The following is a 26,292-nucleotide window of genomic DNA, read 5'->3' as shown; positions in this document are numbered from 1 at the left end:
CAAATGGAGAATAATGGAGAAAAAATGGAGGCCAGTTTCTTTTTATAAAAACTAAAACGAATTGCCAGAAAAAATAATGTCACTTATTGCTAAATCTAAAACGATCAGGCCGGGAAACCCGGCCTGAAAATATTACATTTTATACCCGAGGGAGAGCGAGGTCCGGCGATCGGTATGCTCCGGCGCAGACGCCGGCGGCTCCGAGTTCCAGGTGACGTTGTACGCCACTTTCAACGCAAAGTGGGCGTTAATCGCCACGTTTAACGCACTCTCTGAGTTGACCGTGGTGTCCTCGGCGCCAAATACCGATACCCCTTGGGTAAATTTGGCGTTATCGGTCATCTGCCAGGCCCAGGTTCCGGAGGCGTAGCCCAGCGGTTGAGTGTCGGTATCCCCGTCGGTGTATTCGTCATAGCGGACGCCAGGACCAAATTCAAACCGCAGGCTGTGCACCGGTCCGTTGAGGATTTGACGACCATAGCCCGCCGTCAGGACATCGCGCTGCTGATAGCCGTTATAACGGTCGGTTAGCCAACTGCCCTGCCCAAAGACGTAGTTCATATCGGTCAGGTTATAGCGACTACGACCACCGACTGCATATTTCTCTGAGGAGCGCTCATCGTTGGACGAGGTGTTGCTGGCGTTGCCCCACAGGGACCAGGCGGTGGTGTTGCCATACCAGGTCAGGGTGGAATCAGCCGTCATTGAGGAGTTCTTGGTGTTGCCGGACTGCGCCAGGTAACCTGCGTTGACCACCCCTTCGAACGGTTTTTTGGCAGCGGAAGGGTCATCCATGACGGTAAATACAGAATCATCGGCCATTGCGCCAACAGACGCAAAAAGCCCCCCCGCCAGCATGACCGCTGCGGGTACTGTCTTTAAAAGCTTCATTATAACTCTCTAAAATACATTTTTTTAGGACAGTACAAATGATGAACAGGCCTAACCATGCCGGCTCATTGAATTTAGCGTCCGTACAACATAAAAGAGACCTGTGGGTCCCGGAAACTTTCGCGAGGATCGCGGAGTGCAGGTCCTAAGAAAGGTAGCAAATTATAAAAAAGCACGAATAACATAGCAATCACTTACTCTTTCGTTTTTTGAATAAGACAGCTCCGGAAACAATCTTTATTTCATAATGAAAATACAGGCTTCTTTGCAAATCTCTCAGGGACAGCACTTTCCCTCCCTGAATCATCGTGCCATGCTTAAATAAAGCACAGTCGCCGTATTAAGGAGGAGAAGGAATGACCAAAATTTATACGCTCACGCTGGCCCCCTCGCTGGATAGCGCCACCCAGACCCCGCAGATCTACCCGGAAGGGAAACTCCGCTGCAGCGCGCCGGTATTTGAACCCGGCGGCGGCGGGATCAACGTCGCCCGCGCCGTGACCTTTCTCGGCGGCAAAGCCACCGCCATTTTCCCGATTGGCGGCGCCACCGGCGAGCACCTTGCCGCCCTGCTGGCCGATGAGCAGGTGCCGATCGAGACCGTCGAAACCCGCGACTGGACGCGACAGAACCTGCACGTTCACGTGGCCGCCAGCGGCGAACAGTATCGCTTTGTGATGCCCGGCGCCGCGCTGACAGACGATGAATTCCGCCGCCTGGAAGAAAAAGTCCTGACCATCGACCCCGGCTCACTGCTGGTGATCAGCGGCAGCCTGCCGCCAGGTATCAGCGTCGAAAATCTGATGCAGCTGGTTAAAAATGCGCAACAGCAAGGCCTGCGTTGCATTATCGACAGCTCCGGCGATGCGCTGGCCGCCGCGCTGGACGTCGGCAATATTGAATTAGTGAAGCCAAACCAGAAAGAGCTCAGCGCCCTCGTGCAGCGCGATCTGAGCCAGCCTGATGACGTCCGCCTTGCCGCTCAGTCGTTGATCCAGTCCGGTAAAGTGCGCCGGGTGGTGGTCTCCCTCGGTCCGCAGGGGGCGTTAGGGGTTGACGCCAGCGGCAGCGTTCAGGTGGTGCCGCCGCCAATGAAAAGCCAGAGCACCGTCGGCGCCGGCGACAGCATGGTGGGCGCCATGACCTTGCGTCTGGCGGAAAACGCCAGCCTCGAAGACATGGTACGCTTTGGCGTCGCCGCCGGTAGTGCCGCGACCATCAACCAGGGTACCCGCCTCTGTTCGCAGGCCAATACGCAAAAAATCTACGATTATCTCTGCGGACGTTGATTTCCCCTGCCCCTCCGCGCCGGCGGAGGGGAGCCGCGAGATTTGCAGGATGGTCTATGCTGGAAAGGCCATACATAACAACGGGGTGTCGAGATGAGCAATGAAATTACCGCCTGGGTCGTCAGCGTAACCTTCCATGAGCAGGTGCTAACGGAGATCAATGAGGTCAGCAACCATTTTACCCGTGCCGGGTTTGTACTAACGCTCAATGATGAAGAGGGCACGCCCCATGAGCTGGGCACCAATACCTTTGGCCTGCTGAGCGCCCAAACAGCCGAGGAAGTGAAAGCTCTCAGCGCCGGCCTGGCGGAATCGGCCCTTGGCCGTCCGGCAGAAATCGCCGTCAGCACATTCGCCGAGTGGTTAAAAGCTCAATAAATGCGTTTAGCGCAACGGAAAGCGTCAGTTGTGCGTCAGTTCCAGGTTTACCCGGTAGTAATGCGCTAACCTTATGATATGGTGGAAAACATGGGGAGAGACAGCATGTGGCAAGCAATCAGTACTCTTTTACGCGATTGGCATACCGAAGACGCTGAAATCGAACTGAAAACCGAGCTGCCCGGCGGAGAGATCCATTCCGCCTGGCATTTGCGCTTCGGCGGCAAAGATTACTTCGTGAAATGCGACGAACGGGAACTCCTGCCTATCTTCACCGCCGAGGCCGATCAGCTGGAGCTGCTGTCGCGAAGCAAAACCGTTCGCGTACCGCAGGTCTTTGCCGTCGGCAGCGATCGCGACTACAGCTTCGTGGTCATGGAATACCTCCCTCCCCGTCCGCTGGATGCGCATAACGCTTTCCTGCTTGGCCAGCAGTTAGCCCACCTGCATCGGTGGAGCGATCAGCCGCAGTTCGGTCTGGATTTTGATAACGATCTTTCCACCACGCCGCAGCCCAACGCCTGGCAGCGTCGCTGGTCGGTGTTTTTTGCCGAGCAGCGTATCGGCTGGCAGCTGGAGCTGGCGGCGGAGAAAGGGTTGCACTTTGGCGATATCGATACCTTAGTCGATGTGGTACAGCAGCGGCTGGCCAACCATCAGCCGCAACCTTCGCTGCTGCACGGGGACCTGTGGTCCGGCAACTGCGCCTTAGGGCCGGATGGCCCCTACATCTTCGACCCGGCCTGCTACTGGGGCGACCGCGAGTGTGATTTAGCAATGCTGCCGATGCACCCGGAACAACCCCCGCAGATCTATGACGGCTATCAGTCCGTCTCGCCGCTACCGGCTGGTTTTCTCGAGCGTCAGCCGATTTACCAGCTTTATACCCTGCTGAACCGGGCGATATTGTTCGGTGGCCAGCACCTGGAGACAGTCCAGCAGGCGCTGGACGATGTCCTGATGGAAAAAACGCGTTAGACAAGGTTTACGGCGGACCTCACCGGTCCGCCGCCCTGCATTATCAGTTAATCTCGACGCCGTTGAGGCGGAATTTAATGGTCATCGTCACGCCGGTTCCCGGTCTTGCCTGCTCGTAACGCCATCTGCGCATCGCGCTTTTCACCTCGCGCTCGAACATATTCGCCGGCTGGGCGGAGAGGATCTGCAAATTATCAATTCGGCCATCTGGCGTGACGTCAAACTTCACCCGCACCGTCCCTTCAATGCGCAGCGCCTGAGCGCGCGCCGGATAGGTCGGCTGGACACGGCTGATGGCCCGCGGGCCGCTCGGAGCAGTGACGGTGGGTTTGGCCGCTGCGGTGGAGGTGCTCGGCGCGGTGCGCGCTGGCGTCGTATTGTTGTTTTCAAACGGTGAAGCCGGACGCGGCTCCGCTGCCGGCTTGACGTCCCGCTTAGGCTGCTCAACCTTTTTCTCCGGCTTGGGCTTCGGTTTAGGTTTGGGCTTCGGCTTAGGTTCTGGTTTATGGATCACCACCGGCGCCTCTTTCGGCGGCTCAGGGACCACCTCAGGTTCCGGCTCTGGTTCGGGTTCAACAACGGGCTGCACGACGGGTTGCGCCGCCGGGGGCGGCTCAAGATCGGCCGGCGCCACCATGGTGATCTCTATCGGCTGCGTCGGGGAAGGCTGTTCAATAACCTGATGTACCGAGGTATAAAGCAACCCCGCCACAACGGCACCGTGGATAGCCACGGACAGCAGCGTTGGCCACGGGAAGCGGCGAGGTAAATCAAGGGTCATTGCGCTCATAGTCGTTTCTGTTGAAAAATGATGCTCCGATTTTAAATGCAAATAGCAATCATATTCAATAAGCCGTCTTAACCTGAGTCAATTTTTGCCGCCATTTGCGGAAAAAAGCCGCGTCGGCAGGGCATTCGGCGCCGGGGCGCATCTTTGCATTGCAGTCCATCGTCGTTTAACTTAACGTAATTCGCCTGTTTATTGATAAGGAGCTTTGCCGTGCTTTACGTTATCTACGCTGAAGATATCGCCGATTCTCTGGAAAAGCGGCTCTCGGTTCGCCCCGCGCATCTTGCGCGTCTACAACTTTTACATGATGAAGGTCGGTTGCTTACCGCCGGACCAATGCCGGCCGTTGACAGCAACGAACCGGGCGCAGCTGGATTCAGCGGCTCAACGGTAATCGCTGAGTTTGAATCGCTGGAAGCGGCTCAGGCCTGGGCCAATGACGATCCGTACATTGCAGCTGGCGTCTACCGCCAGGTCTCTGTTAAGCCGTACAAAAAAGTATTTTGAAAAAAATCCCCTGCTATTTTTCTGGTTAACCGCAAAAACACACCAGGCCATCAGATGAAAGGGCGCATTTTGCTACACAACATTAAAATGCCGCCCTTTTTAACCGCACGAAAGCGCTGGCTGTTATCCGCCTGAGATGCCTGGAAGATGAGCACATCTCTTCCCCAGCGACGACATCATCGACCATCACCTCGCCTTTTGCGGCAACAGAAAATGCCGACCAAACGTCGACGCCGGGCATGATATTGAATGGCTAATATATTGAATAAGTCTGTGACAGAGATCTTGCATGGATCTATCGCTTGCTTTGCATGCCAGCGCATCCCGACATCGTCCGGTAAATCTTAAACACAGTTGAAAGAAGATCGTTAAAGAGAGAGGGATTCTCAGCAACAGATATTAACGCCTGGAGTAAATAAGCATGTATATCCGGTTCAGCTGACATAGGACCAAATATCGCCTATCTTGCTGCATTCAGGATCGCGGTGTCTGGAAAGCAACCGGAAATAAAAAAATGCGCTGATCCAGGCACATCCCATAGGGATGAACGTATAAAGATCACGTGACCAGATTTACGTTACAGAGGATTTTTTTAATGCCTATTAATTTCGTTAGGTAAAATTCACGCGGAGTGATTGTAGGGTTATTATTGGTTGGTTAAAATATTTGAACGGGAATAACAAATGTTTTCAATAAGCCCTGCATTTTTTTGGGCTACCATTTATGCACCTGACGCTTATGAGGATTTTTGTATGAACACCCTGAAAAAAACCGCATTATTTTCTCTGCTTGCCTTATATATTCCTGTATCACAGGCCGCTGCGACAGAATATAGCCTGGATCCACAGCATACTTCGGTTGTTATTGCCTGGAACCATTTTGGTTTCTCTAACCCTACCGCCTATATCTCTGATGTTTCAGGGAAACTCTCTTTTGACAAAGATAACCCAGAGAAATCCTCTGTGCACGTCACGCTGCCAGTCAAAACCATTGATACGCATGTCAAAGCGTTAACGGATGAGTTTTTAGGCAAAGAGTACTTCGATGTCAAAACGTATCCTGAGGCAACCTTTCAGAGCACCCGGGTGGAAAGTAAAGGCGGCAATAAATATGATGTTGAAGGTAACCTGACCATTAAAGGCATCACCAAACCGGTAGTATTGCATGCCACCCTGAACAAGCAGGACATGCATCCGATGGTGAAAAAAGAGGCCATTGGTTTTGATGCCACTGGGGTAATAAAACGTTCAGACTTCAAGCTTGATAAATATGTTCCGGCGGTGAGTGATAACGTGACCATCACGTTATCTACGGAAGCCTATGCCAAATAAATTTACACCCACAAAAGCGGTGCATTTTAATCAGAGTGGTCACCCCGATAGTTAGCATGAAATTGAAAAACGATCGGCAACCCCGCGCCCTGTTCAGGCTTCTGCAGGGCGGTTTATGTCTGTCGCAGAATAAGGAGTTCTGTCGGTAATTCCCCGTCATACCCTGACAGATATCGCATAGATATTTTATTAGGCCACCTGGCGATGTTAAAAGGGAGTTCGGCGCAGGGCTGAGAAAACGACAACGGCACCGCGCACGGTGCCGTTAGTCTGCTCGCTTAACAGTCGGGGAAAATAAACAGCAGTGCATGACGCTGCCGTTTCACCAGCCCCTTCCTGATGGCGAGGATCCGCATATTGCGGCGTGATTGGGCTTCCAGCCAGCGCGCTTTACGGCGATTCACCTGTCTCAGCATGCGCCAGCGCCCTACTTCCGTTCTACTACGCTTCATTGCAACGACTCTACGAGTGAAAACAGCCCCCATTATAAACCTCTGCCTGCGGCTGACCACCGCTTTCGCTGCGTTTTTATTTGCCAGAAAAATACTGATGCGTAAACTCATCACATAACGTCATTCAAAAGGATTTTACATCTATGACAACCTTTTACACGGTGGTGAACTGGCTGGTCATTCTGGGGTACTGGCTGTTGATCGCCGGTGTAACATTACGAATTCTAATGAAACGCCGCGCTGTGCCGTCCGCGATGGCATGGTTATTGATCATTTATATTCTGCCGCTGGTGGGGATCATCGCCTATCTCTCCTTTGGCGAGCTGCATCTTGGCAAGCGGCGGGCAGAACGCGCGAGGGCGATGTGGCCTTCCACGGCCAAATGGTTAAACGACCTCAAAGCCTGCAAACATATCTTCGCGGAAGATAACAGCCCGGTGGCCGAGTCCCTGTTCAAGCTGTGCGAACGGCGCCAGGGCATTGGCGGCGTAAAAGGCAACCAGCTGCAACTGCTGACGGAATCTGACGACGTCATGCAGGCCCTGATCCGCGATATTCAACTGGCTCGCCATAACATTGAGATGGTCTTCTATATCTGGCAGCCAGGCGGCATGGCCGACAGCGTCGCCGAATCGCTGATGGCCGCCGCCCGTCGCGGGGTTCACTGCCGGTTGATGCTCGACTCCGCGGGCAGTGTGGCTTTTTTCCGCAGCCCATGGGCGGCAATGATGCGTAACGCCGGCATTGAAGTGGTCGAGGCTCTCAAGGTCAATCTGATGCGTGTGTTTCTGCGCCGGATGGACCTGCGTCAGCATCGCAAAATGGTGATGATCGATAACTATATCGCCTACACCGGCAGCATGAATATGGTTGATCCCCGCTACTTTAAACAGGACTCAGGGGTCGGACAATGGATTGACCTGATGGCGCGCATGGAAGGCCCGGTGGCGACCTCGATGGGCATCGTCTACTCCTGTGACTGGGAGATCGAGACCGGCAAGCGCATTCTGCCGCCGCCACCGGACGTCAATATCATGCCGTTCGAAGAGGCCAGCGGACATACTATTCACACGATCGCCTCCGGACCGGGCTTTCCGGAAGATCTGATTCATCAGGCTCTCCTCACCGCCGCCTATGCGGCGAAAGAGCATTTGATCATGACCACACCCTACTTCGTACCCAGCGACGACCTGCTGCACGCGATCTGTACCGCCGCCCAGCGCGGCGTGGACGTGAGTATTATTTTACCGCGCAAGAACGATTCGCTGCTGGTGGGCTGGGCCAGCCGGGCCTTTTTCACCGAGCTGCTGGCAGCAGGGGTGAAGATTTACCAGTTCGAAGGCGGCCTGTTGCATACCAAGAGCGTGCTGGTCGATGGCGAACTGAGTCTGGTGGGTACCGTGAATCTGGATATGCGCAGCCTGTGGCTCAATTTTGAAATCACGCTGGTCATCGATGACGCCGGCTTCGGCAGCGATCTGGCGGCGGTCCAGGATGACTATATCTCGCGCTCGCGCCTGCTGGACGCCCGTCGCTGGTTAAAACGTCCGCTGTGGCAGCGGATCGCCGAGCGACTGTTTTACTTCTTCAGCCCGTTGCTGTAAAACGTGCCCATCAGATACCGAATGAGTAGCAATCATGGATATGGATTTAAACAACCGTCTGACCGAAGACGAAACGCTTGAGCAGGCATACGACATCTTCCTCGAACTGGCGGCCGATAACCTCGACCCGGCGGACATCATTCTGTTTAACCTGCAGTTTGAGGAGCGCGGCGGCGCCGAGCTGTTCGACCCGTCTGCAGACTGGGAAGAGCATGTGGATTACGATCTGAACCCGGATTTCTTCGCCGAAGTGGTGATTGGCCTGGCGGATACCGACGGCGGGGAAATCAATGATATCTTCGCCCGCGTACTGCTGTGCCGCGAGAAAGATCATAAGCTGTGTCATATTCTGTGGCGTGAATAACGCTGACTAGCCAGTGAAAAGCCTGCCGCGTTCCTCCCGGCAGGCTTTTTTTATGCCGAGGGTTTACTGCGGTAACGCATGGCCACAGGCGTGACAAAACCGGGCGTTATCGTCATGGTGGCCCTGCTGGCACTGCGGGCATACCCGCTGCTGACGCCGCCGGTTCAGGGCGCTGGTCATATGGGTGGTGATAAGCCCGGTCGGAATGGCAATAATGGAGTATCCGATCAGGATGAGAATGGAGGCCAGGATGCGGCCCAGCGGTGTATGCGGCGTGATATCCCCGTAGCCGACGGTAGTGATGGTTACAATGGCCCAATAGACCGAAGCGTTGAGCGTGGTAAAACCATACTCTGGCCCTTCTATCAGGTACATTAACGAGCCGAAAATCACCATCACAATGGCGATAAACGAATAGAACAGGATCAGCTGATGGCGCGCGCTGACAATCGCCCGCCAGAACACATTGAGCGAAGGCATAAAGCGCAACAGTTTGAGAATACGCAACGCGCGGATCGCCCGCATTGCCCGCCAGGCAAAGACATAATTGAGGCTAATTTCCGGCCACAGCCACATCACGTACAGCGGCAGGATGGTCGCTAAGTCAATAAACCCCCAGAAGCTGAAAATGTAGTGGAGCGGATTGGGCCATGTCGCAATACGCAGCAGATACTCCAGGGTAAAGACCGCGGTCACCAGCAGCTCCAGCCAGACGAAAATATGCCATTCATCTAATGTCAGATGATATTGCGTGCCCAGCCCCGACTCGACAAATATCACCACCACGCTGAGCAATGCGAAAAGTCCGCACAGACCTTCGAAGCGGCGGCCGGAACGTCGGTTTTGATCGAAAAGCAAATGATAAAGCCGCAGGCGAGCGGCAGAAAGCATACCCACTTCGTTAACCTCGCAAAAAAAAGGGCTGACCTGCGTCAGCCCCTGAGATTATAACGGGTCTACCTTAAGGCAGGAAACCGCATGGCGGAAGCTGCCTTCCAGCACCGGACGGGTTTTGGCGCACTCCGGTCCGGCGAGCGGACAGCGGGTGCGGAAGACACAGCCCGAAGGCGGATTAATCGGCGAGGGTAATTCGCCCTCCAGCAGTTGGATGGTTTTCGTTTTTTCGAGGTCCGGATCGGGGATCGGCACCGCCGACATCAGCGCTTTGGTATAGGGATGCAGCGGATTATGGTACACCTCATCGTAGGTTCCCAGCTCCACCGCATGGCCCAGATACATCACCAGTACGCGATCGGAGATGTGCTTAACTACCGCCAGATCGTGGGCGATAAATATTAACGACAGTCCCATTTCACGCTGCAGCTGCTGCAGCAGGTTAACCACCTGGGCCTGGATGGACACGTCAAGTGCGGACACCGGCTCATCGCAGATAATCAGCTTCGGCTCGAGGATCAGCGCCCGGGCGATGCCGATACGCTGGCACTGGCCGCCGGAAAACTCGTGCGGATAGCGGTTGATAAGGTTCGGCAGCAATCCTACCTTCATCATCATCGCCTTCACGCGGTCGCGCACTTCCTGACGCGGCATCTTCGGATGATAGGTACGCAGCGGTTCAGCGATGATTTCTCCGATGGTCATACGCGGGTTCAGCGAGGCCAGCGGATCCTGGAAGATCATCTGGATATCGCTGCGCACGTCGCGCCACTCTTCCTGCTTCATGCCCAGCAGATCTTTACCCAACCAGGCCACTTTGCCATCGGTGGCCTTCACCAGGCCAATGATGGCGCGGGCGAAAGTCGATTTACCGCAGCCTGACTCCCCCACCACGCCGAGGGTCTCGCCTTCATAGAGACGCAGCGTCACGCCATCTACGGCTTTCAGCGTTTTCGACGGCTGCCAGAACCACTGTTTGCCATCTTTAATATCGAAATGCACCTTCAGGTCGGCAATTTCGAGCAGGACTTTTCGTTGTTCAGTTACGGCGTTCATAGCAGATCCCCCACCGGTTTAAAGCAGGCGCGCAGGCGGCCTGGCGCGAAAGACTCCAGCGGCGGCGCGCTGCTGCACTGTTCCATTGCATGCGGACAGCGCGGCTGGAATGGGCAGCCTTTCGGCAAACGCAGCAGGTTCGGCGGGTTGCCCGGAATGGTCAATAACGCATCGCCTTCGGCATCCAGACGAGGAACCGCATTCAACAGCCCAATAGAGTATGGGTGCGACGGCTGATAAAAGACATCGCGCGCCTGACCGTACTCCATGGTGCGGCCCGCATACATCACCAGCACTTTATCGCAGATCCCCGCCACGACTCCGAGGTCATGGGTGATCATAATGATGGCCGTATTAAATTCGCGTTTCAGCTCATTCAGTAACGTCATGATCTGCGCCTGCACAGTGACGTCCAGGGCGGTGGTCGGCTCATCGGCAATCAGCAGCCGCGGCCGGCACAGTAGCGCCATGGCAATCATCACGCGCTGGCGCATCCCGCCGGAGAACTCGTGCGGGAACATCTTCATGCGCTTGCGCGCTTCCGGCATTTTCACCGCGTCGAGCATCTTGACCGACTCCTCAAATGCTTCGGCTTTGCTCAGCCCCTTATGCAGCATCAGGACTTCCATTAACTGCTCTCCCACCCGCATATATGGGTTCAGAGAGGTCATCGGATCCTGGAAAATCATCGAGATTTGCTCGGCGCGCAGTTTGTTCAGCTCACGCTCGGGCAAATTGAGGATTTGCCGACCGTTAAAGGTGGCGGAACCCCCGATGCGACCGTTGGCCGCCAGCAGCCCCATCAGGGCGAAGGCGGTCTGCGATTTTCCGGAGCCGGACTCCCCGACAATACCGAGCGTTTCGCCCGCCTGGAGGGTGAAGTTCAGATCATTGACGGCGGTGACATCGCCATCCGGCGTTTTAAAGGTGACGCGAAGATCTTTCACGTCCAGCAGCAGGCCGCTGTGACTCTGCGCTTGCGGCGCTTTTGCCGTTTCAATCATGGTCATGGCAGCGCTCCTTAGCGGTCTTTCGGGTCGAGGGCATCACGCAAACCATCGCCGATAAAGTTGAAACAGAACAGGGTCACCACCAGGAAACCCGCCGGGAACAGCAATAGCCAGGGCGAGACTTCCATTGAGTTGGCGCCATCGCTGAGCAATGCCCCCCAGCTGCTGAGCGGCTCCTGCGTCCCCAACCCCAGGAAGCTGAGGAAGGATTCAAAGAGGATCATACTGGGGACCAGCAGCGAGGCGTACACCACCACCACACCCAGCACATTAGGAACGATATGGCGCAGCACGATGCTCGCTGTGGAGACCCCGCCGACCTGCGCCGCCTCAATAAACTCTTTGCGCTTCAGGCTCAAGGTCTGTCCGCGTACGATACGGGCCATGTCCAGCCAGGAGACCATGCCGATAGCGACAAAAATCAACAGGATATTCTGACCAAAAAAGGTCACCAGCAGGATAACGAAGAACATAAACGGGAAGGAGTTGAGGATCTCCAGCAGACGCATCATCACCGAATCCACTTTGCCGCCGAGATACCCGGAAAGCGAACCGTACAGCGTGCCGAGGATCACCGCCACCAGCGCCGCCGCCACCCCAACCATCAGCGAAATACGCCCGCCGATCGCCACGCGCACCAGCAGATCGCGACCGGAGGAGTCGGTCCCAAAGTAGTGGCCAGAGGCCATGTCCGGGGCATTGGACATCATGCCCCAGTCGGTATCGAAATAGGAGAATGACGACACCATCGGCGCGAAGGTCACGAACAGCGCAATGAGCACCAGCATAATCAAGCTGGTGACCGCGGCGCGGTTATGCATAAAGCGGCGACGCGCATCCTGCCAGAGGCTACGCCCCTCCACTTCCAGCTTCTCACTGAAGTTTTCCAGCGCCTCGCTATTTTTCTTACTTAACATCATGGCGAACTCCGGCTTCAGTAGCGAATCTTCGGATCGATAACGGCGTAAAGCACGTCAACGATGGCGTTGAACAGAATAGTCAGGGCGCCCACGAGGATCGTCAGGCTGAGCACCAGCGAGTAGTCGCGGTTAAGCGCCCCGTTAACGAACAGCTGGCCAATCCCCGGCAGGCCGTAAATGGTTTCAATGACCATTGAGCCCGTAATGATGCCCACGAAAGCCGGCCCCATATAGGAGAGCACCGGCAGCAGCGCCGGCTTCAGCGCATGGCGCAAAATAATGCGGCGCATCGGCAGCCCCTTCGCCCGCGCGGTGCGGATAAAGTTAGAGTGCAGCACTTCAATCATTGAGCCGCGGGTAATTCGCGCGATGCTGGCGATATAGGCCAGGGAAAGCGCCACCATCGGCAGGATCATAAATTTCAACGCCCCGCCGTTCCAGCCGCCGCCCGGCAGCCAGTGCAGGGTAATAGCAAAGATCATCACCAGCAGAGGCGCCACCACAAAGCTCGGAATCACCACGCCGGTCATGGCTACCCCCATCACCGCATAGTCCCAGCGGGTATTCTGCTTCAAAGCGGCAATAACGCCCGCAGCGACGCCGATCACTACCGCCAGCAAAAAGGCAGCGAAGCCCAGTTTCGCCGAAACCGGGAAGCTGGCCGCCACCAGATCGTTGACCGAATAATCTTTGTATTTAAAGGAGGGACCAAAATCGCCATGCGCCAGCTGCTTCAGGTAATTGAAGTACTGCGTCATGATGGGGTCGTTTAAATGGTATTTTGCTTCAATATTCGCCATGACTTCCGGCGGTAGCGTGCGTTCCCCGGTAAAAGGACTTCCCGGAGCCAGACGCATCATGAAGAATGAAATGGTAATAAGAATGAATAGCGTCGGAATCGCTTCCAGACAGCGACGTAAGATAAATTTTAACATTGCCCGTACCTTCTGGCGTGTGCCTTTGCACTGCTCTCAAATAAGACACGATGGAGCGAGCACAGGCCCGCTCCACGTATTGCCATTAATGTTTGATAACGTAAAGGTCTTTGGTATAGACGTTATCCATCGGGTCTTTACCGGTGTAGCCACCGACCCACGGTTTCACCAGGCGGGCGTTAACGTAGTAATAGACCGGTACGATCGCGCTGTCTTTGTCCAGCTGCTGCTCTGCTTTCGCATAGGCTGCAGTGCGCTGCGCTTCATCGGATGCTTTCACGGATTCAGCCATAATCTTATCGAACGCCGGGCTCTTATAGTGCGCAGTGTTCATTGAGCTGTCTGAAAGCATGGTATTCAGGAATGAGGTTGGCTCGTTATAGTCGGCGCACCAGCCTGCACGCGCCACGTCATAGGTACCCTGATGACGGGTATCGAGGAACGTTTTCCACTCCTGGTTGACCAACTTCACGTCAATGCCCAGGTTTTTACGCCACAGCGAGGCGGCGGCAATCGCCAGCTTCTTGTGCAAATCAGAGGTGTTATACAGCAGGTTGAAGGTCAACGGTTTATCGGCGCTATAGCCGGCTTCGGCCAGCAGTTTTTTCGCTTCTTCATTCCGTTTTTCCTGCGACCAGGTAAACCATTCCGGCTCGGTCAGTTTCGCGCCATCGGTATACGGCGGGGTGTAGCCGTAGGCCGGCAGATCGCCCTGTCCTTTTACCTTATTGGCAATAATGTCGCGGTCCAGACCCAGCTTCAGCGCGGTACGTACGCGCACGTCGGTGAACGGTGCTTTCTGGTTGTTAATTTCGTAGTAATAAGTACACAGATACGGGTCAACGTGCAGCTCGTTCGGGATCTCTTTTTTCAGTTTCTGGAAGAGCTCGATCGGCAGCTGGTTATAGGTCATATCCAGCTCACCGCTGCGGTAACGGTTAACATAGGTCACTTCAGAAGAGGTCGGCAGCCAGGTGACAGTGTTAATAACGGTTTTGGCATTATCCCAGTAATGCGGGTTGCGCTCCATGACGATACGTTCGTTGACCACCCAGTCTTTCAGAGTGTACGCGCCATTGGTGACGATATTGCCAGGCTGCGTCCACTTCTCGCCAAATTTTTCAATCGCTGGTTTGTAGACAGGAGACATCGCCGGGTTAACCAGCAGTTTATAAAAATAGGGTACTGGCTCGCTGAGGGTGACTTCCAGCGTGTGGTCGTCAATGGCTTTTACGCCCAGTTCGCTCGGAGCTTTCTTGCCGTCAATGATTTCGTCGACGTTCACGATATGACCATACTGCGGATAGCTGGCATAAGGAGACGCGGTTTTCGGATCCACAAGACGCTGCCAGCTATAAACGAAGTCCTGGGCGGTCACCGGCTCGCCGTTAGACCATTTCGCATCTTTACGCAGATGGAAAGTCCAGACTTTGAAATCTTTATTATCCCAGCTCTCTGCCACGCCAGGGATCGGGTGGCCATCTTTCGGCGAGGTATTCAGCAAGCCTTCGAACAGGTCGCGGCTAATATTCGCCTCAGGCACCCCTTCGATTTTATTCGGGTCCAGCGATTGCGGTTCGGCGCCGCTATTTCGCACCAGCGTTTGCTTATCCGAAAGCTGCACACCGGCCGGGACATCCGCTGCCATAGCCATATTGCCGGCCATGAGTGCGGATAGCACTCCTGCGGCGATCAAACGTTTTTTAGTGATGATGGTCATTGTGTTGTAACTCCAGTCATTATAATTACTGGTTTTTTAACCAGCCTGTTTTTTTCCCGTTTAGGGGATCTGTCCAGCGCAGGAGTGTTTGCGATTGGCAGATTGCTATCACCGACTTATTTATTACGACCGCTCGAACGGCAGTCTTAACGTCGATTCGTTCCCCCTCGCTGGGGGGCAGTTCCGGCATAGCGAGAGCATTAAAAATGATTCTCATTTACGCACATAATTCAGCAGACGATAACGGCGGAAAGTACCAAAAGGTAAACACCTCCGCCAATGCAATTTGCAAATATGTTACCGGATTCTCTTTTATTGCCGGCTTTGCCAGCGTTACTCGCGGTTGCCACAAAACACCGATAGAAAAATATCATTATTAATCATTTAGTTATGATGCTTTCACCAGCCAACATACTGATCAACGACCGCAAGATGATTTTTTGTACAAAAATTTAACAATAGATTACTTTTTAGCACATTCATCTACAGCCTTGTTAAAATTACTAATATCATTTCGATGATCCGACAGCAAGTACCAGAGAATGATGTGAAGAAAATAACATCACAGGATGGGGAGACGTGAGGGGAATGTTAAGAGAAATATTTCATATATTAATGAAAATTATGGAATTAATAGCGATATCGCAAAATGTTATTCCTACCGCCGGTTACGCGCTGGCTAATAGGTTTTGCTAATAATCGCGCAGGCGAGAAGGGAACCTACCCGCCTGCGTGGCAACCAGCTAACTCAGCAGCCCCGGAAAGAGCGCTTTAATCCCCGTCACAATAAACTCAATGCCAAGGGCCATCAGCAGCAGGCCCATAATACGGGTGATAACGTTGATCCCTGTCTGCCCTAGCAGACGCACCAGCCACGGCGCCATGCGGAAAATCCCCCAGCAGCAGAGGGCAAAGACGGCAATCGCCAGTGAAAAACCGACGAGGTGCACCCAGGAGTGATACCGCGTACCCCACACGATAGTGGAACTGATTGCCCCCGGTCCGGCCATTAGCGGTAGCGCGAGAGGAACCACGCCGATGCTCTCCCGCACCGCCGTCTCCGACTTCTCCTGCTTGTTCTGCTTATCTTCACCGAGCTTACCGCTGATCATCGACATCGCGATGGTCACCACCAGGATGCCGCCGGCGATACGGAACGAATCAATGGAGATACCAAAAATCTGCAGAATGCCATCGCCGAGAAACAATGACGTCAGGAGGATGATCGCCACCGATAGGTTGGCGGTCAGGTTGGTCTTATTGCGCACTGCTGCCGGTTGGTAGCTGGTCATACTAATGAACACCGGAATAATGCCCACCGGGTTAACCAGAGCAAATAAGCCGATGAAAAACTTGAAATATGCAGAAAAATCGAACAGTGATTGAGTCACAATGGGCTCCGCAGCATCATCAAAATTGGCGGTTGACTGTTAACAGCATAAAATAACTGCGCGAAACATACGCTTTTTGCATGCAATATTCATTATAAATATGCATAACCCGGTGATATGTATCGAATGTTAGCTATTTGTAGTTTTAATGCTAATCGTTTTTTTAATTTCAAAACCCTCCCATTACACTTGATCGAACCGGTCAAAAAGCAGTCAGCTGAAAGGTATCAGCAGTGCCAATACTTGATCTAAATCACGTAATTTGTACTCAGAAGTGAGTAATCTTGATGACACCAACAGAGTGGAAGGCAGCAGTACCTGAAAGTTAAAAAGATAAAGCTTTTTTAGTAAATCGGTAAAACAGCGTCCTGATTTTCCTACATAAACATTTACATGCAAGCTGTTTACAGCCTGTCTATAATGTCGAATCGAGCGACTGATTTACTAAAAAAGTTTAACATTATCAGGAGAGCATTATGGCTGTTACTAATATCGCTGAACTGAACGCGCTTGTTGAGCGTGTCAAGAAAGCCCAGCGTGAATATGCCAGTTTCACTCAAGAACAAGTCGACAAAATCTTCCGCGCCGCCGCGCTGGCCGCTGCAGATGCTCGAATCCCTCTCGCCAAAATGGCCGTTGCCGAATCCGGCATGGGCATCGTTGAAGACAAAGTGATCAAAAACCACTTCGCTTCCGAATACATCTACAACGCTTATAAAGACGAAAAAACCTGTGGCGTCCTGTCAGAAGACGACACTTTTGGTACCATCACTATCGCTGAACCTATCGGCATCATCTGCGGTATCGTTCCGACCACGAACCCGACTTCAACAGCCATCTTCAAATCGCTCATCAGCCTGAAGACGCGTAACGCCATCATTTTCTCTCCGCACCCGCGTGCTAAAGAAGCCACTAACAAAGCGGCTGACATTGTCCTGCAGGCTGCCATCGCTGCCGGCGCACCGAAAGACCTGATTGGTTGGATCGATCAGCCGTCTGTTGAGCTGTCTAACGCCCTGATGCACCACCCGGATATCAACCTGATCCTTGCAACCGGTGGTCCAGGCATGGTGAAAGCAGCATACAGCTCCGGTAAACCTGCTATCGGCGTAGGTGCCGGTAACACCCCGGTGGTGATTGATGAAACGGCTGACATCAAACGCGCCGTTGCTTCCGTTCTGATGTCTAAAACCTTCGATAACGGCGTTATCTGTGCTTCTGAGCAGTCCGTTGTGGTGGTTGATTCCGTTTATGACGCGGTTCGCGAACGTTTCGCCAGCCACGGCGGCTACCTGCTGCAGGGTAAAGAGCTGAAAGCCGTTCAGGACATTATCCTGAAAAATGGCGCGCTGAACGCCGCTATCGTTGGTCAGCCTGCAGCGAAAATCGCTGAACTGGCAGGCTTCACCGTACCGGCCACGACTAAAATCCTGATTGGCGAAGTCACCGACGTTGACGAAAGCGAGCCGTTTGCTCACGAAAAACTGTCTCCGACGCTGGCGATGTACCGTGCGAAAGATTTCGAAGACGCCGTGACCAAAGCAGAAAAACTGGTCGCCATGGGCGGTATCGGTCATACCTCTTGCCTGTACACCGACCAGGATAACCAGCCGGCTCGCGTGGCTTACTTCGGCCAGATGATGAAAACGGCGCGTATCCTGATCAACACCCCGGCTTCTCAGGGTGGTATCGGTGACCTGTACAACTTCAAACTCGCTCCTTCCCTGACTCTGGGTTGTGGTTCCTGGGGTGGTAACTCCATCTCTGAAAACGTTGGTCCGAAACACCTGATCAACAAGAAAACCGTTGCTAAGCGAGCTGAAAACATGTTGTGGCACAAACTTCCGAAATCTATCTACTTCCGTCGTGGCTCCCTGCCTATCGCACTGGATGAAGTGATTACTGATGGTCACAAACGCGCGCTGATCGTGACTGACCGCTTCCTGTTCAACAACGGTTATGCCGATCAGATCACCTCCGTACTGAAAGCTGCGGGTGTGGAAACTGAAGTCTTCTTCGAAGTTGAAGCTGACCCGACGCTGACCATCGTTCGTAAAGGTGCTGAACTGGCGAACTCCTTCAAACCAGACGTGATCATCGCGCTGGGTGGCGGTTCCCCGATGGATGCGGCGAAAATCATGTGGGTCATGTACGAACATCCGGAAACCCACTTCGAAGAACTGGCCCTGCGCTTTATGGATATCCGTAAACGTATCTACAAGTTCCCGAAAATGGGCGTTAAAGCCAAGATGGTAGCGATCACTACCACCTCCGGTACCGGTTCTGAAGTTACGCCGTTCGCCGTTGTGACCGACGACGCGACAGGTCAGAAATATCCGCTGGCGGACTACGCGCTGACCCCGGATATGGCCATCGTCGATGCCAACCTGGTGATGGATATGCCGAAATCGCTGTGTGCGTTCGGTGGTCTGGATGCAGTGACCCACGCCCTGGAAGCTTACGTTTCCGTTCTGGCTTCTGAGTTCTCTGACGGCCAGGCTCTGCAGGCGCTGAAGCTGCTGAAAGAGTACCTGCCGGCGTCCTACCACGAAGGTTCCAAGAACCCGGTTGCCCGCGAGCGCGTACACAGTGCCGCCACCATCGCCGGTATTGCGTTTGCTAACGCCTTCCTCGGCGTGTGCCACTCCATGGCGCACAAACTGGGTTCCCAGTTCCATATTCCGCACGGTCTGGCCAACGCCCTGCTGATCTGCAACGTTATCCGCTACAACGCGAATGACAACCCGACCAAGCAGACCGCGTTCAGCCAGTACGACCGTCCGCAGGCTCGTCGTCGCTACGCTGAAATCGCCGATCACCTGGGTCTCTCCGCACCGGGCGACCGCACCGCAGCGAAAATCGAGAAACTGCTGGCATGGCTGGAAAGCGTGAAAGCTGAGCTGGGTATTCCGAAATCTATCCGCGAAGCTGGCGTTCAGGAAGCTGACTTCCTGGCCCACGTTGATAAGCTGTCTGAAGATGCATTCGATGACCAGTGCACCGGCGCTAACCCGCGCTACCCGCTGATCTCCGAACTGAAACAGATCCTGCTGGATACCTACTACGGTCGCGAGTTCGTCGAAGGCGAAGCCGCCGCGAAAGCCGAAGCGGCACCAGTGAAAGCTGAGAAAAAAGCGAAAAAATCCGCTTAATCAACAAGCATAAACGTTCTGCAAGCCCCGTCATCTGACGGGGCTTTTTTTTGCCTGCCGTCAGCCATGCTTTAACCCTGCTAACCCAACGGAGCGCAGGCAATAAAAAAGGCGCCTACAGGCGCCTGGACGAGCTTCTGCGCGTATTAGCAGGGGCGGTGCTGGTTTTGTACCTGGGTTAACGAGCCGACGCTCAGCGCTTCTTTATAATGCTTACGACAGACTGAAACGTATCGTTCATTACCGCCGATGACGACCTGCTCGCCCTCATTATAAGGACGCCCCTCCTGATCGAGGCGCAGCACCATGCTAGCCTTTCGTCCGCAGAAACAGATGGTTTTTAGCTCCACCAGCTTATCTGACCAGGCCAGCAAATACTGGCTACCGGTGAAGAGCTCACCGCGAAAGTCTGTCCGCAGGCCATAGCAAAGCACCGGAATGTCCAGCGTATCGACAACTTCAGACAGCTCATGAACCTGCTCGCGCGTCAGAAACTGGCTTTCATCCACCAGCACGCAGTGAATCGGTTTTAACTTGTGCTCTGCGGCAATATCGTTATATAGCGACGTCTGTGGATTATACAAACGGGCTGGCGATGAGAGACCGATACGCGAGCTAACTTTTCCGGCGCCAAAGCGGTCATCAATCTCAGCGGTATAAACGACGGTACGCATCCCCCGCTCCTGGTAATTGTACGAAGATTGCAACAGAGCGGTCGACTTACCTGCATTCATTGCAGAGTAGTAGAAATAAAGTTGTGCCATCGGCTGCGTGACCCCAATCAAAGTGTTTTATCGCGGCGGAGATTATACCATATTTTATGCGTACAGCCGCCCGTTTAGCAGGGGTATTGTATCGCAGCCGAAGAGCCTGCAAAGCCAAAGGATTAAGAGGATGAATTGAATTTACAGGGCCATTATTTGTGCGCCCCGTTACGCTACTGGCGGGGTAACCATTGTCTTTTCGTGCTTATAGGGCGGTTAACTATGGGGCTATAAGCTGGGCCGCACGTTGTTTTATATTAAGTCTCGTAACCAAAAATGCGCTAATACTGACGAGGGTTATTTACCCATGTAAAGGATAATTTTTCTCACCGTAGCTCAGAAAAAGCATACCGTCTCAGTGTTTTAGCTTACCTTCTCCTCATCGCTATAAGGATGAAAGATGTGAAGCGGCACGGGAATTTTAACTTAAATTAATTAATTCTCGCGACAAATAACCAGTAATTTTGAATTCCTTACATTCCCCCCTATTGCACAACGCATTTTATCGCTCTATTATTAGTTCAACAAACCACCCCACAATATAAGTTTGAGATTACTACAATGAGCGAAGCACTTAAAATTTTGAACAACATCCGTACTCTTCGTGCGCAGGCAAGAGAATGCACCCTGGAAACGCTCGAAGAAATGCTGGAAAAATTAGAAGTCGTTGTTAACGAGCGCCGTGAAGAAGAAAACGCCGCCGCAGCAGAAATTGAAGAACGTACGCGCAAGCTGCAGCAATACCGTGAAATGCTGATTGCTGACGGTATTGATCCGAATGAACTGCTGAGCACCATGGCAGCCGTTAAAGCCGGTACCAAAACCAAGCGTGCTGCACGTCCGGCTAAATACAGCTATGTCGACGAAAACGGCGAAACCAAAACCTGGACCGGCCAGGGCCGTACCCCGGCGGTGATCAAAAAAGCAATGGATGAGCAAGGTAAATCACTGGACGATTTCCTGATCTAATCTCCGTTGTTTTGATATAAAAAATCCCGCTGCGGCGGGATTTTTTTTGCTCCAGGGCCGATATAAAAAACCGGGAGCGCATCTGCGGCTCCCGGTTTTGTGCTTTCAACAGCGCGGCAGATTACTTCGTGACCGCGGTTTCCAGCCAGGCTTTAAAATCGTCACCCAGCGTTTTGTGGCGAATACCATATTCGACGAACGCCTGCATGTAGCCAAGCTTATTACCGCAGTCATGGCTCTTGCCTTTCATGTGATAAGCTTCGACTGTCTCTTTTTCGATCAGCATATCAATCGCGTCAGTCAGCTGAATTTCATCACCGGCACCCGGAGGAGTCTTCGCCAGCAGTGGCCAGATATCGGCGCTGAGGACATAGCGCCCCACCACCGCCAGGTTGGACGGCGCAACGTCAGCTTTCGGCTTCTCTACCACACCCACCATCGGTACGCTTTCGCCCGGCTGCAGAGATTCACCTTTGCAGTCAACCACGCCATAGGCGGTCACGTCCTCGACAGGCTCAACCATAATCTGGCTGGCGCCGGTCTCATCGAAACGAGAAATCATCTCCGCGAGGTTATCGCGGCTCAGATCGGATTCATATTCATCCAGAATAACGTCTGGCAGAATAACCGCGACCGGCTCATCACCCACTACCGGATGGGCGCAAAGTACCGCGTGCCCCAGACCTTTCGCCAGGCCCTGACGAACTTGCATAATGGTTACGTGCGGCGGGCAAATAGACTGCACTTCTTCCAGCAGCTGGCGTTTTACGCGTTTTTCCAGCATCGCTTCCAGCTCAAAACTGGTATCGAAATGGTTTTCGATAGAGTTTTTGGACGAGTGCGTTACCAGAACAATTTCAGTAATTCCTGCAGCGATACATTCATTAACAACGTACTGAATTAACGGCTTATCTACCAGCGGCAGCATTTCTTTTGGAATCGCTTTGGTGGCCGGCAGCATCCTGGTGCCTAATCCCGCAACCGGGATAACCGCTTTTCTGACTTTAGAATTAAGGGCAGCCATTGAAATCTCCTGGACTGTTTGTTTTTTAAACTTCTCGTTACAAATAACGTGTCGAGTATATCAGTCAACCGCGTATTCACTGGTCTGAAAAGCTTCCGATAGCCTCGAATTAGGACTTTTACGCATAAAACTGCTCGATGTTACCACCGCTAAAGGGCAACGGGTAATCCCGTCTGCTTAGATATAACCGTAATTGCTCATTCCGCAGACAACATTAAGCGTAAACGCCCTCCAGCCCCCCAAATTTGGCACTGCCATGAGGTACAACGCTGGCTAATTTGGTTAAGGTAAGCATCACCCAACGTTCCCAAAGGAACGCCATTACTAATCTGAATTTGATGCTCACCGGTATTCAGCGTGCCATTGAGCCCCGCCGACACCAGAATTAAATTTTTCAGTCCGCTGTGGTAATACCCCACTAACAAAGGAAACTGACCGGGAAGGTTTGCCTGACGCAGCAGCTGATTCACCTGTTTTAGCAGACTCCCCATTTCTGGAAGCCGTTGTCCCTGATGCGCCAGTTGCTCCTGTAACAAGCCATTGAACAACGCGCGCAATAATAAAGCTGCCAGTACGCCATTATCTCCTGCTCGTGTGACATCCAGACAATAGAAGGCCAAATCATTGTCCGAGAGCGGCGCGATATCGAGTACCAGACCGGGTTTATCCGCCGACACCAGCTGGCGATAATGAATGCGGCAGTGCGACATTTCCTGTTGCACCGGCGGCTGTAATTCCTGCAGTAATCGTGAGGCGGCGGTAGGATTACTGACCAGCGCGTCCCAGTCCTCAAATAGACGCTCTTCCTCTTCCACACGTGAACTGAACATCGCAGGATAGAGGCACGCATAAACGGTTTCACGCAGGCGATTGAAATCTTTTACTGGCTTTAACAACACGTCCTGAACGCCAAGCCGCAACGCTTTGGCTATATCGGCCATGTTTTCGGTAGCGGAAATCATCAGGATCGGTAGCTGCTCGCCGCGATTACGCAACGTCTCCACCAGCTCCAGACCGTTCATTCTCGGCATCGAAATGTCGCAAATCATCAGGTCCGGATGCACCTCCGTCATTTTATGCAGGGCATCCTTGCCATCTTCCGCCTGGAAGGTCGTTGCTCCCAGCGAGGTCAGCCATCCATGCAAGAGTGAGCGGAAAACGGGTTCGTCTTCAACTATCAGAATCTGTTTTCCCGCCAATGGCTGCGTCATGATATCTCCCCTGGCTGACGATAATTCAATAGTGGCACGCTATTCTCACTATCGCCTGTCAGAATTTGCTTAAGTCAGGTACTCGTGCGTCAAATCGCGGTACGCACTAAGGGTAATAATTCATCCATTTTCTTTTCTACCGCCAGCTGCCCTGCGGTAATCGCCTCGCCGGCGCGATGGAAATCAAGCGTCGAGACTTGTGGACAGTACGGTTGCAACAGGATATCCGGCGGGTCACCCGCCATACGATTGCGTTTAAGACGATTCTCCAGGACCTGGATAGAGGTGGTCATGATCTCCATCGCCGTCGGCGTCACGGCCGTCCGGCGGGAACTCATTTGCGTCAAGCGTGCGCGCAGACGAGTATGCCATGGCCCCTCCTTCGCTTCGGCTTCCCGCCGCGGCGTTTCGAGGGAGAATAAATCCTGCTGCATAAGGTGGGCATCATGTTGCAGATCCACGGCAATCACGATATCGGCCCCCATTGCCCGCGTAAGCGACACGGGAACCGGATTGACCACCGCGCCATCGACCAGCCAGTAACCATTATGCCTTACCGGCGACATTAACCCCGGCATACTGCAGGAGGCTCGAATCGCTAAATGCAGATCGCCTTCGGTAAACCACAGCTCCCTGCCAGTGCTTAAATTTGTCGCGACGGCGGCAAATCGCCGTTCGCAGTGTTCGATATCGGTCACGGGCATGATGCGGCGATAATGATTGAATACCTTTTCACCCCGCAACAGTCCACCGCGGCGCCAGGAGAGGTCCATCAGTTTCAGAACGTCCCAGTTGCTGAAAGAGCAGACCCAGGACTCAAGCGCCGGGAGCCGGTTACAGGCATACGCCGCCCCTACCAGCGAACCGATAGAGCAACCGGCCACGATATCAATCTCAATGCCGGCCTGCTGGAGGGCGTTGATGACGCCAATATGCGACCATCCGCGGGCGGCACCCGCACCTAACGCCAGACCAATTTTAAGCTTTCTCATTAGTACTGATAACTATCCTTCCACTCTGAGCGTGGCAACATTGTCACGGCTCAGTTAACATAAAGCCCTTTGGCGTAGAAGCGCCGTTACTCATTCTTCCATGGAGGCTGTTTTGTCGCAATTATGCCCCTGTGGCAGCGCACTGGAGTATAGCTCATGTTGCCAGCGATATCTGTCCGGCGCTGAGCTTGCGCCAGGCCCGTCACAGCTTATGCGCTCCCGTTACAGCGCGTTCGTCATGAAAGATGCCGACTATCTGATCAAAACCTGGCATCCGTCCTGTCAGGCGCGGCAGTTTCGCGCCGAACTGGAGAAAGGCTTTGCCCACACAGAATGGCTGGGCTTAACCCTGTTCGCCAGCGATGAAGGACGAGCCGCAAATGAAGGCTTTGTCAGCTTTATCGCCCGCTTTAATGACAATAACCGCCCGGGCGCCATTATTGAACGTTCCAGATTCTTAAAAGAAAATGGACAGTGGTACTATATCGACGGGACACGACCGCTGATTGGCCGTAACGACCCCTGCCCTTGCGGTTCAGGTAAAAAATTTAAAAAATGCTGCGGCCAGTAACGCTGCCGCAGCGCTTGCAAACACTACAGGATTTTCCTCGCGATGCATTCATTACAACGTAAAGTACTACGCACTATTTGCCCTGATCAGAAAGGCCTCATCGCGCGTATCACCAATATCTGCTACAAGCACGAACTTAACATTGTGCAGAACAACGAATTTGTTGACCACCGCACCGGTCGTTTCTTTATGCGCACCGAACTGGAAGGCATTTTCAACGACGCTATTCTGCTGGCCGATCTGGACAGCGCCCTGCCGGAAGGCTCGATTCGTGAACTCAATCCGGCAGGCCGCCGCCGGGTGGTGATTCTGGTGACGAAAGAGGCCCACTGCCTCGGCGATCTGCTGATGAAAGCCAATTACGGCGGGCTGGATGTCGATATTGCCGCGGTTATTGGTAACCATGACACCCTGCGCCCGCTGGTGGAACGTTTTGGCATCCCGTTTGAACTGGTCAGCCATGAAGGGCTGAGCCGCGAAGAGCACGACAAACAGATGGGCGACGCGATTGCCGCCCACGAGCCGGATTACGTGGTGCTGGCCAAGTATATGCGCGTGCTTACGCCGGAATTTGTCGCCCGTTTCCCGAACAAGATCATTAACATTCACCACTCGTTCCTGCCGGCGTTTATCGGCGCGCGTCCGTATCATCAGGCCTATGAGCGTGGCGTGAAGATCATCGGCGCCACCGCCCACTACGTGAATGATAATCTGGACGAAGGCCCCATCATTATGCAGGACGTCATTCACGTCGATCATACTTATACCGCAGAAGATATGATGCGTGCCGGGCGCGATGTCGAAAAAAACGTATTGAGCCGGGCGCTGTATCAGGTACTGGCGCAGCGCGTCTTCGTCTACGGCAACCGGACGATTATTCTTTAATCGACTGAGAAATGAATTGGTTAGCTTTACGGCGTTACGGGTAAAAATCAGGCAACCAGTTTATTTTTGTCAAAGGAATGCTTTACAGGGGCGCATCATTTGGTATGATGCGCCCCGCTTCCCGAGAAGGAAGCAGGCCAGTACTAAGCATTACCCCGTGGTGGGGTTCCCGAGCGGCCAAAGGGAGCAGACTGTAAATCTGCCGTCATCGACT

At 53.5% G+C, this 26,292-nt stretch carries 26 protein-coding genes; 11 read left to right on the top strand and 15 right to left on the bottom strand.

Annotation, left to right across the window (positions count from 1 at the left end; all coding sequences use genetic code 11):
- Positions 1-132: 132 nt before the first annotated feature.
- Positions 133-891: a YdiY family protein gene (locus tag ABLV64_RS05130; RefSeq protein ID WP_004203142.1), complete on the bottom strand. Its 759-nt coding sequence runs from the start codon at positions 889-891 to the stop codon at positions 133-135.
- Between the two features lie 356 nt (positions 892-1,247).
- Between ABLV64_RS05130 and pfkB the strand changes: the two genes are divergently transcribed.
- From pfkB to ABLV64_RS05115, 3 genes are all read left to right on the top strand, one after another.
- A complete protein-coding gene (gene pfkB, locus ABLV64_RS05125) occupies positions 1,248-2,180 on the top strand; it encodes a 6-phosphofructokinase II (protein ID WP_004203145.1) in 933 nt (310 codons plus the stop codon).
- A gap of 93 nt (positions 2,181-2,273) precedes the next feature.
- A complete protein-coding gene (gene ghoS, locus ABLV64_RS05120) occupies positions 2,274-2,558 on the top strand; it encodes a type V toxin-antitoxin system endoribonuclease antitoxin GhoS (RefSeq protein ID WP_004203147.1) in 285 nt (94 codons plus the stop codon).
- Between the two features lie 105 nt (positions 2,559-2,663).
- Positions 2,664-3,536, top strand: coding sequence for a fructosamine kinase family protein (locus tag ABLV64_RS05115; protein WP_348843287.1), 873 nt, complete (start codon positions 2,664-2,666; stop codon positions 3,534-3,536).
- Between the two features lie 43 nt (positions 3,537-3,579).
- On the opposite strand, the gene tonB is transcribed toward ABLV64_RS05115, so the two are convergent.
- Positions 3,580-4,326 (bottom strand): TonB system transport protein TonB, encoded by a 747-nt coding sequence (gene tonB / locus ABLV64_RS05110; protein ID WP_004203153.1) that lies wholly within the window; start codon positions 4,324-4,326, stop codon positions 3,580-3,582.
- A 210-nt stretch (positions 4,327-4,536) separates the two neighbouring features.
- Between tonB and ABLV64_RS05105 the strand changes: the two genes are divergently transcribed.
- Both ABLV64_RS05105 and ABLV64_RS05100 read left to right on the top strand, forming a co-directional pair.
- Entirely contained in the window at positions 4,537-4,833 is a 297-nt protein-coding gene (locus tag ABLV64_RS05105) for a YciI family protein (protein ID WP_002910042.1), read from the top strand.
- Between the two features lie 683 nt (positions 4,834-5,516).
- Positions 5,517-6,164 carry a YceI family protein gene (locus tag ABLV64_RS05100; protein WP_072206868.1) on the top strand — a complete coding sequence of 216 codons (648 nt, stop codon included), beginning with the start codon at positions 5,517-5,519 and terminating at the stop codon, positions 6,162-6,164.
- 278 nt (positions 6,165-6,442) lie between these two features.
- Here the strand turns inward: ABLV64_RS05100 and ABLV64_RS05095 are convergent, their stop codons facing one another.
- Complete coding sequence (locus ABLV64_RS05095; protein WP_023290120.1) at positions 6,443-6,616, bottom strand: YciY family protein; 174 nt, start codon at positions 6,614-6,616, stop codon at positions 6,443-6,445.
- Between the two features lie 143 nt (positions 6,617-6,759).
- Between ABLV64_RS05095 and cls the strand changes: the two genes are divergently transcribed.
- Together cls and ABLV64_RS05085 are read left to right on the top strand one after the other, a co-directional pair.
- Entirely contained in the window at positions 6,760-8,220 is a 1,461-nt protein-coding gene (gene cls / locus ABLV64_RS05090) for a cardiolipin synthase (protein ID WP_004203158.1), read from the top strand.
- Positions 8,221-8,254: 34 nt separating this feature from the next.
- Complete coding sequence (locus ABLV64_RS05085) at positions 8,255-8,584, top strand: HI1450 family dsDNA-mimic protein (protein ID WP_002910079.1); 330 nt, start codon at positions 8,255-8,257, stop codon at positions 8,582-8,584.
- A 63-nt stretch (positions 8,585-8,647) separates the two neighbouring features.
- Here ABLV64_RS05085 and ABLV64_RS05080 read toward each other — a convergent pair whose 3' ends face one another.
- From ABLV64_RS05080 to ABLV64_RS05045, 8 genes are all read right to left on the bottom strand, one after another.
- Entirely contained in the window at positions 8,648-9,475 is an 828-nt protein-coding gene (locus ABLV64_RS05080; RefSeq protein WP_004203160.1) for an ion transporter, read from the bottom strand.
- Positions 9,476-9,529: 54 nt separating this feature from the next.
- A complete protein-coding gene (oppF, locus tag ABLV64_RS05075; RefSeq protein ID WP_002910083.1) occupies positions 9,530-10,534 on the bottom strand; it encodes a murein tripeptide/oligopeptide ABC transporter ATP-binding protein OppF in 1,005 nt (334 codons plus the stop codon).
- The gene (locus ABLV64_RS05070) at positions 10,531-11,544 is read right to left on the bottom strand and encodes an ABC transporter ATP-binding protein (protein WP_004151853.1); all 1,014 of its coding nucleotides are present in this window, start codon (positions 11,542-11,544) and stop codon (positions 10,531-10,533) included. The genes oppF and ABLV64_RS05070 overlap by 4 nt, the downstream gene beginning before the upstream one ends.
- 11 nt (positions 11,545-11,555) lie before the next feature.
- Positions 11,556-12,464, bottom strand: a complete 909-nt coding sequence (gene oppC, locus ABLV64_RS05065) for an oligopeptide ABC transporter permease OppC (protein WP_004145396.1) — start codon at positions 12,462-12,464, stop codon at positions 11,556-11,558.
- Between the two features lie 14 nt (positions 12,465-12,478).
- Entirely contained in the window at positions 12,479-13,399 is a 921-nt protein-coding gene (gene oppB / locus ABLV64_RS05060; RefSeq protein WP_002910089.1) for an oligopeptide ABC transporter permease OppB, read from the bottom strand.
- 85 nt (positions 13,400-13,484) lie between these two features.
- Positions 13,485-15,119 (bottom strand): oligopeptide ABC transporter substrate-binding protein OppA, encoded by a 1,635-nt coding sequence (oppA, locus tag ABLV64_RS05055; protein WP_004203164.1) that lies wholly within the window; start codon positions 15,117-15,119, stop codon positions 13,485-13,487.
- A 743-nt stretch (positions 15,120-15,862) separates the two neighbouring features.
- Positions 15,863-16,510, bottom strand: a complete 648-nt coding sequence (locus ABLV64_RS05050) for a YchE family NAAT transporter (RefSeq protein WP_002910095.1) — start codon at positions 16,508-16,510, stop codon at positions 15,863-15,865.
- 213 nt (positions 16,511-16,723) lie between these two features.
- The gene (locus tag ABLV64_RS05045) at positions 16,724-16,909 is read right to left on the bottom strand and encodes a hypothetical protein (RefSeq protein WP_032425908.1); all 186 of its coding nucleotides are present in this window, start codon (positions 16,907-16,909) and stop codon (positions 16,724-16,726) included.
- A gap of 77 nt (positions 16,910-16,986) precedes the next feature.
- Between ABLV64_RS05045 and adhE the strand changes: the two genes are divergently transcribed.
- The gene (gene adhE / locus ABLV64_RS05040; RefSeq protein ID WP_004203165.1) at positions 16,987-19,662 is read left to right on the top strand and encodes a bifunctional acetaldehyde-CoA/alcohol dehydrogenase; all 2,676 of its coding nucleotides are present in this window, start codon (positions 16,987-16,989) and stop codon (positions 19,660-19,662) included.
- Positions 19,663-19,808: 146 nt separating this feature from the next.
- Here adhE and tdk read toward each other — a convergent pair whose 3' ends face one another.
- Positions 19,809-20,426 carry a thymidine kinase gene (gene tdk, locus ABLV64_RS05035; protein ID WP_032431077.1) on the bottom strand — a complete coding sequence of 206 codons (618 nt, stop codon included), beginning with the start codon at positions 20,424-20,426 and terminating at the stop codon, positions 19,809-19,811.
- 561 nt (positions 20,427-20,987) lie between these two features.
- Between tdk and hns the strand changes: the two genes are divergently transcribed.
- On the top strand, positions 20,988-21,395 hold the full coding sequence (gene hns / locus ABLV64_RS05030) for a histone-like nucleoid-structuring protein H-NS (protein WP_002910103.1): 408 nt from the start codon (positions 20,988-20,990) through the stop codon (positions 21,393-21,395).
- A gap of 121 nt (positions 21,396-21,516) precedes the next feature.
- Here the strand turns inward: hns and galU are convergent, their stop codons facing one another.
- The 3 genes from galU to rssA all read right to left on the bottom strand — a co-directional run bounded on the left by galU (position 21,517) and on the right by rssA (position 24,622).
- The gene (gene galU, locus ABLV64_RS05025; RefSeq protein ID WP_004203168.1) at positions 21,517-22,419 is read right to left on the bottom strand and encodes a UTP--glucose-1-phosphate uridylyltransferase GalU; all 903 of its coding nucleotides are present in this window, start codon (positions 22,417-22,419) and stop codon (positions 21,517-21,519) included.
- Positions 22,420-22,616: 197 nt separating this feature from the next.
- Positions 22,617-23,630 (bottom strand): two-component system response regulator RssB, encoded by a 1,014-nt coding sequence (gene rssB / locus ABLV64_RS05020; RefSeq protein WP_017900771.1) that lies wholly within the window; start codon positions 23,628-23,630, stop codon positions 22,617-22,619.
- Positions 23,631-23,719: 89 nt separating this feature from the next.
- Positions 23,720-24,622, bottom strand: a complete 903-nt coding sequence (rssA, locus tag ABLV64_RS05015; RefSeq protein WP_004203175.1) for a patatin-like phospholipase RssA — start codon at positions 24,620-24,622, stop codon at positions 23,720-23,722.
- 112 nt (positions 24,623-24,734) lie between these two features.
- Between rssA and ABLV64_RS05010 the strand changes: the two genes are divergently transcribed.
- Entirely contained in the window at positions 24,735-25,193 is a 459-nt protein-coding gene (locus ABLV64_RS05010; RefSeq protein WP_017900770.1) for a YchJ family protein, read from the top strand.
- Between the two features lie 42 nt (positions 25,194-25,235).
- Complete coding sequence (gene purU, locus ABLV64_RS05005) at positions 25,236-26,078, top strand: formyltetrahydrofolate deformylase (protein WP_004203178.1); 843 nt, start codon at positions 25,236-25,238, stop codon at positions 26,076-26,078.
- Positions 26,079-26,292 lie beyond the last annotated feature (214 nt).

Source organism: Klebsiella sp. JB_Kp031 (assembly GCF_040064295.1).
Classification (GTDB): domain Bacteria; phylum Pseudomonadota; class Gammaproteobacteria; order Enterobacterales; family Enterobacteriaceae; genus Klebsiella; species Klebsiella quasipneumoniae.
The sequence above is the reverse complement of the archived record's forward strand: the minus strand, read 5'-3'. Positions and strand labels throughout refer to the sequence as shown.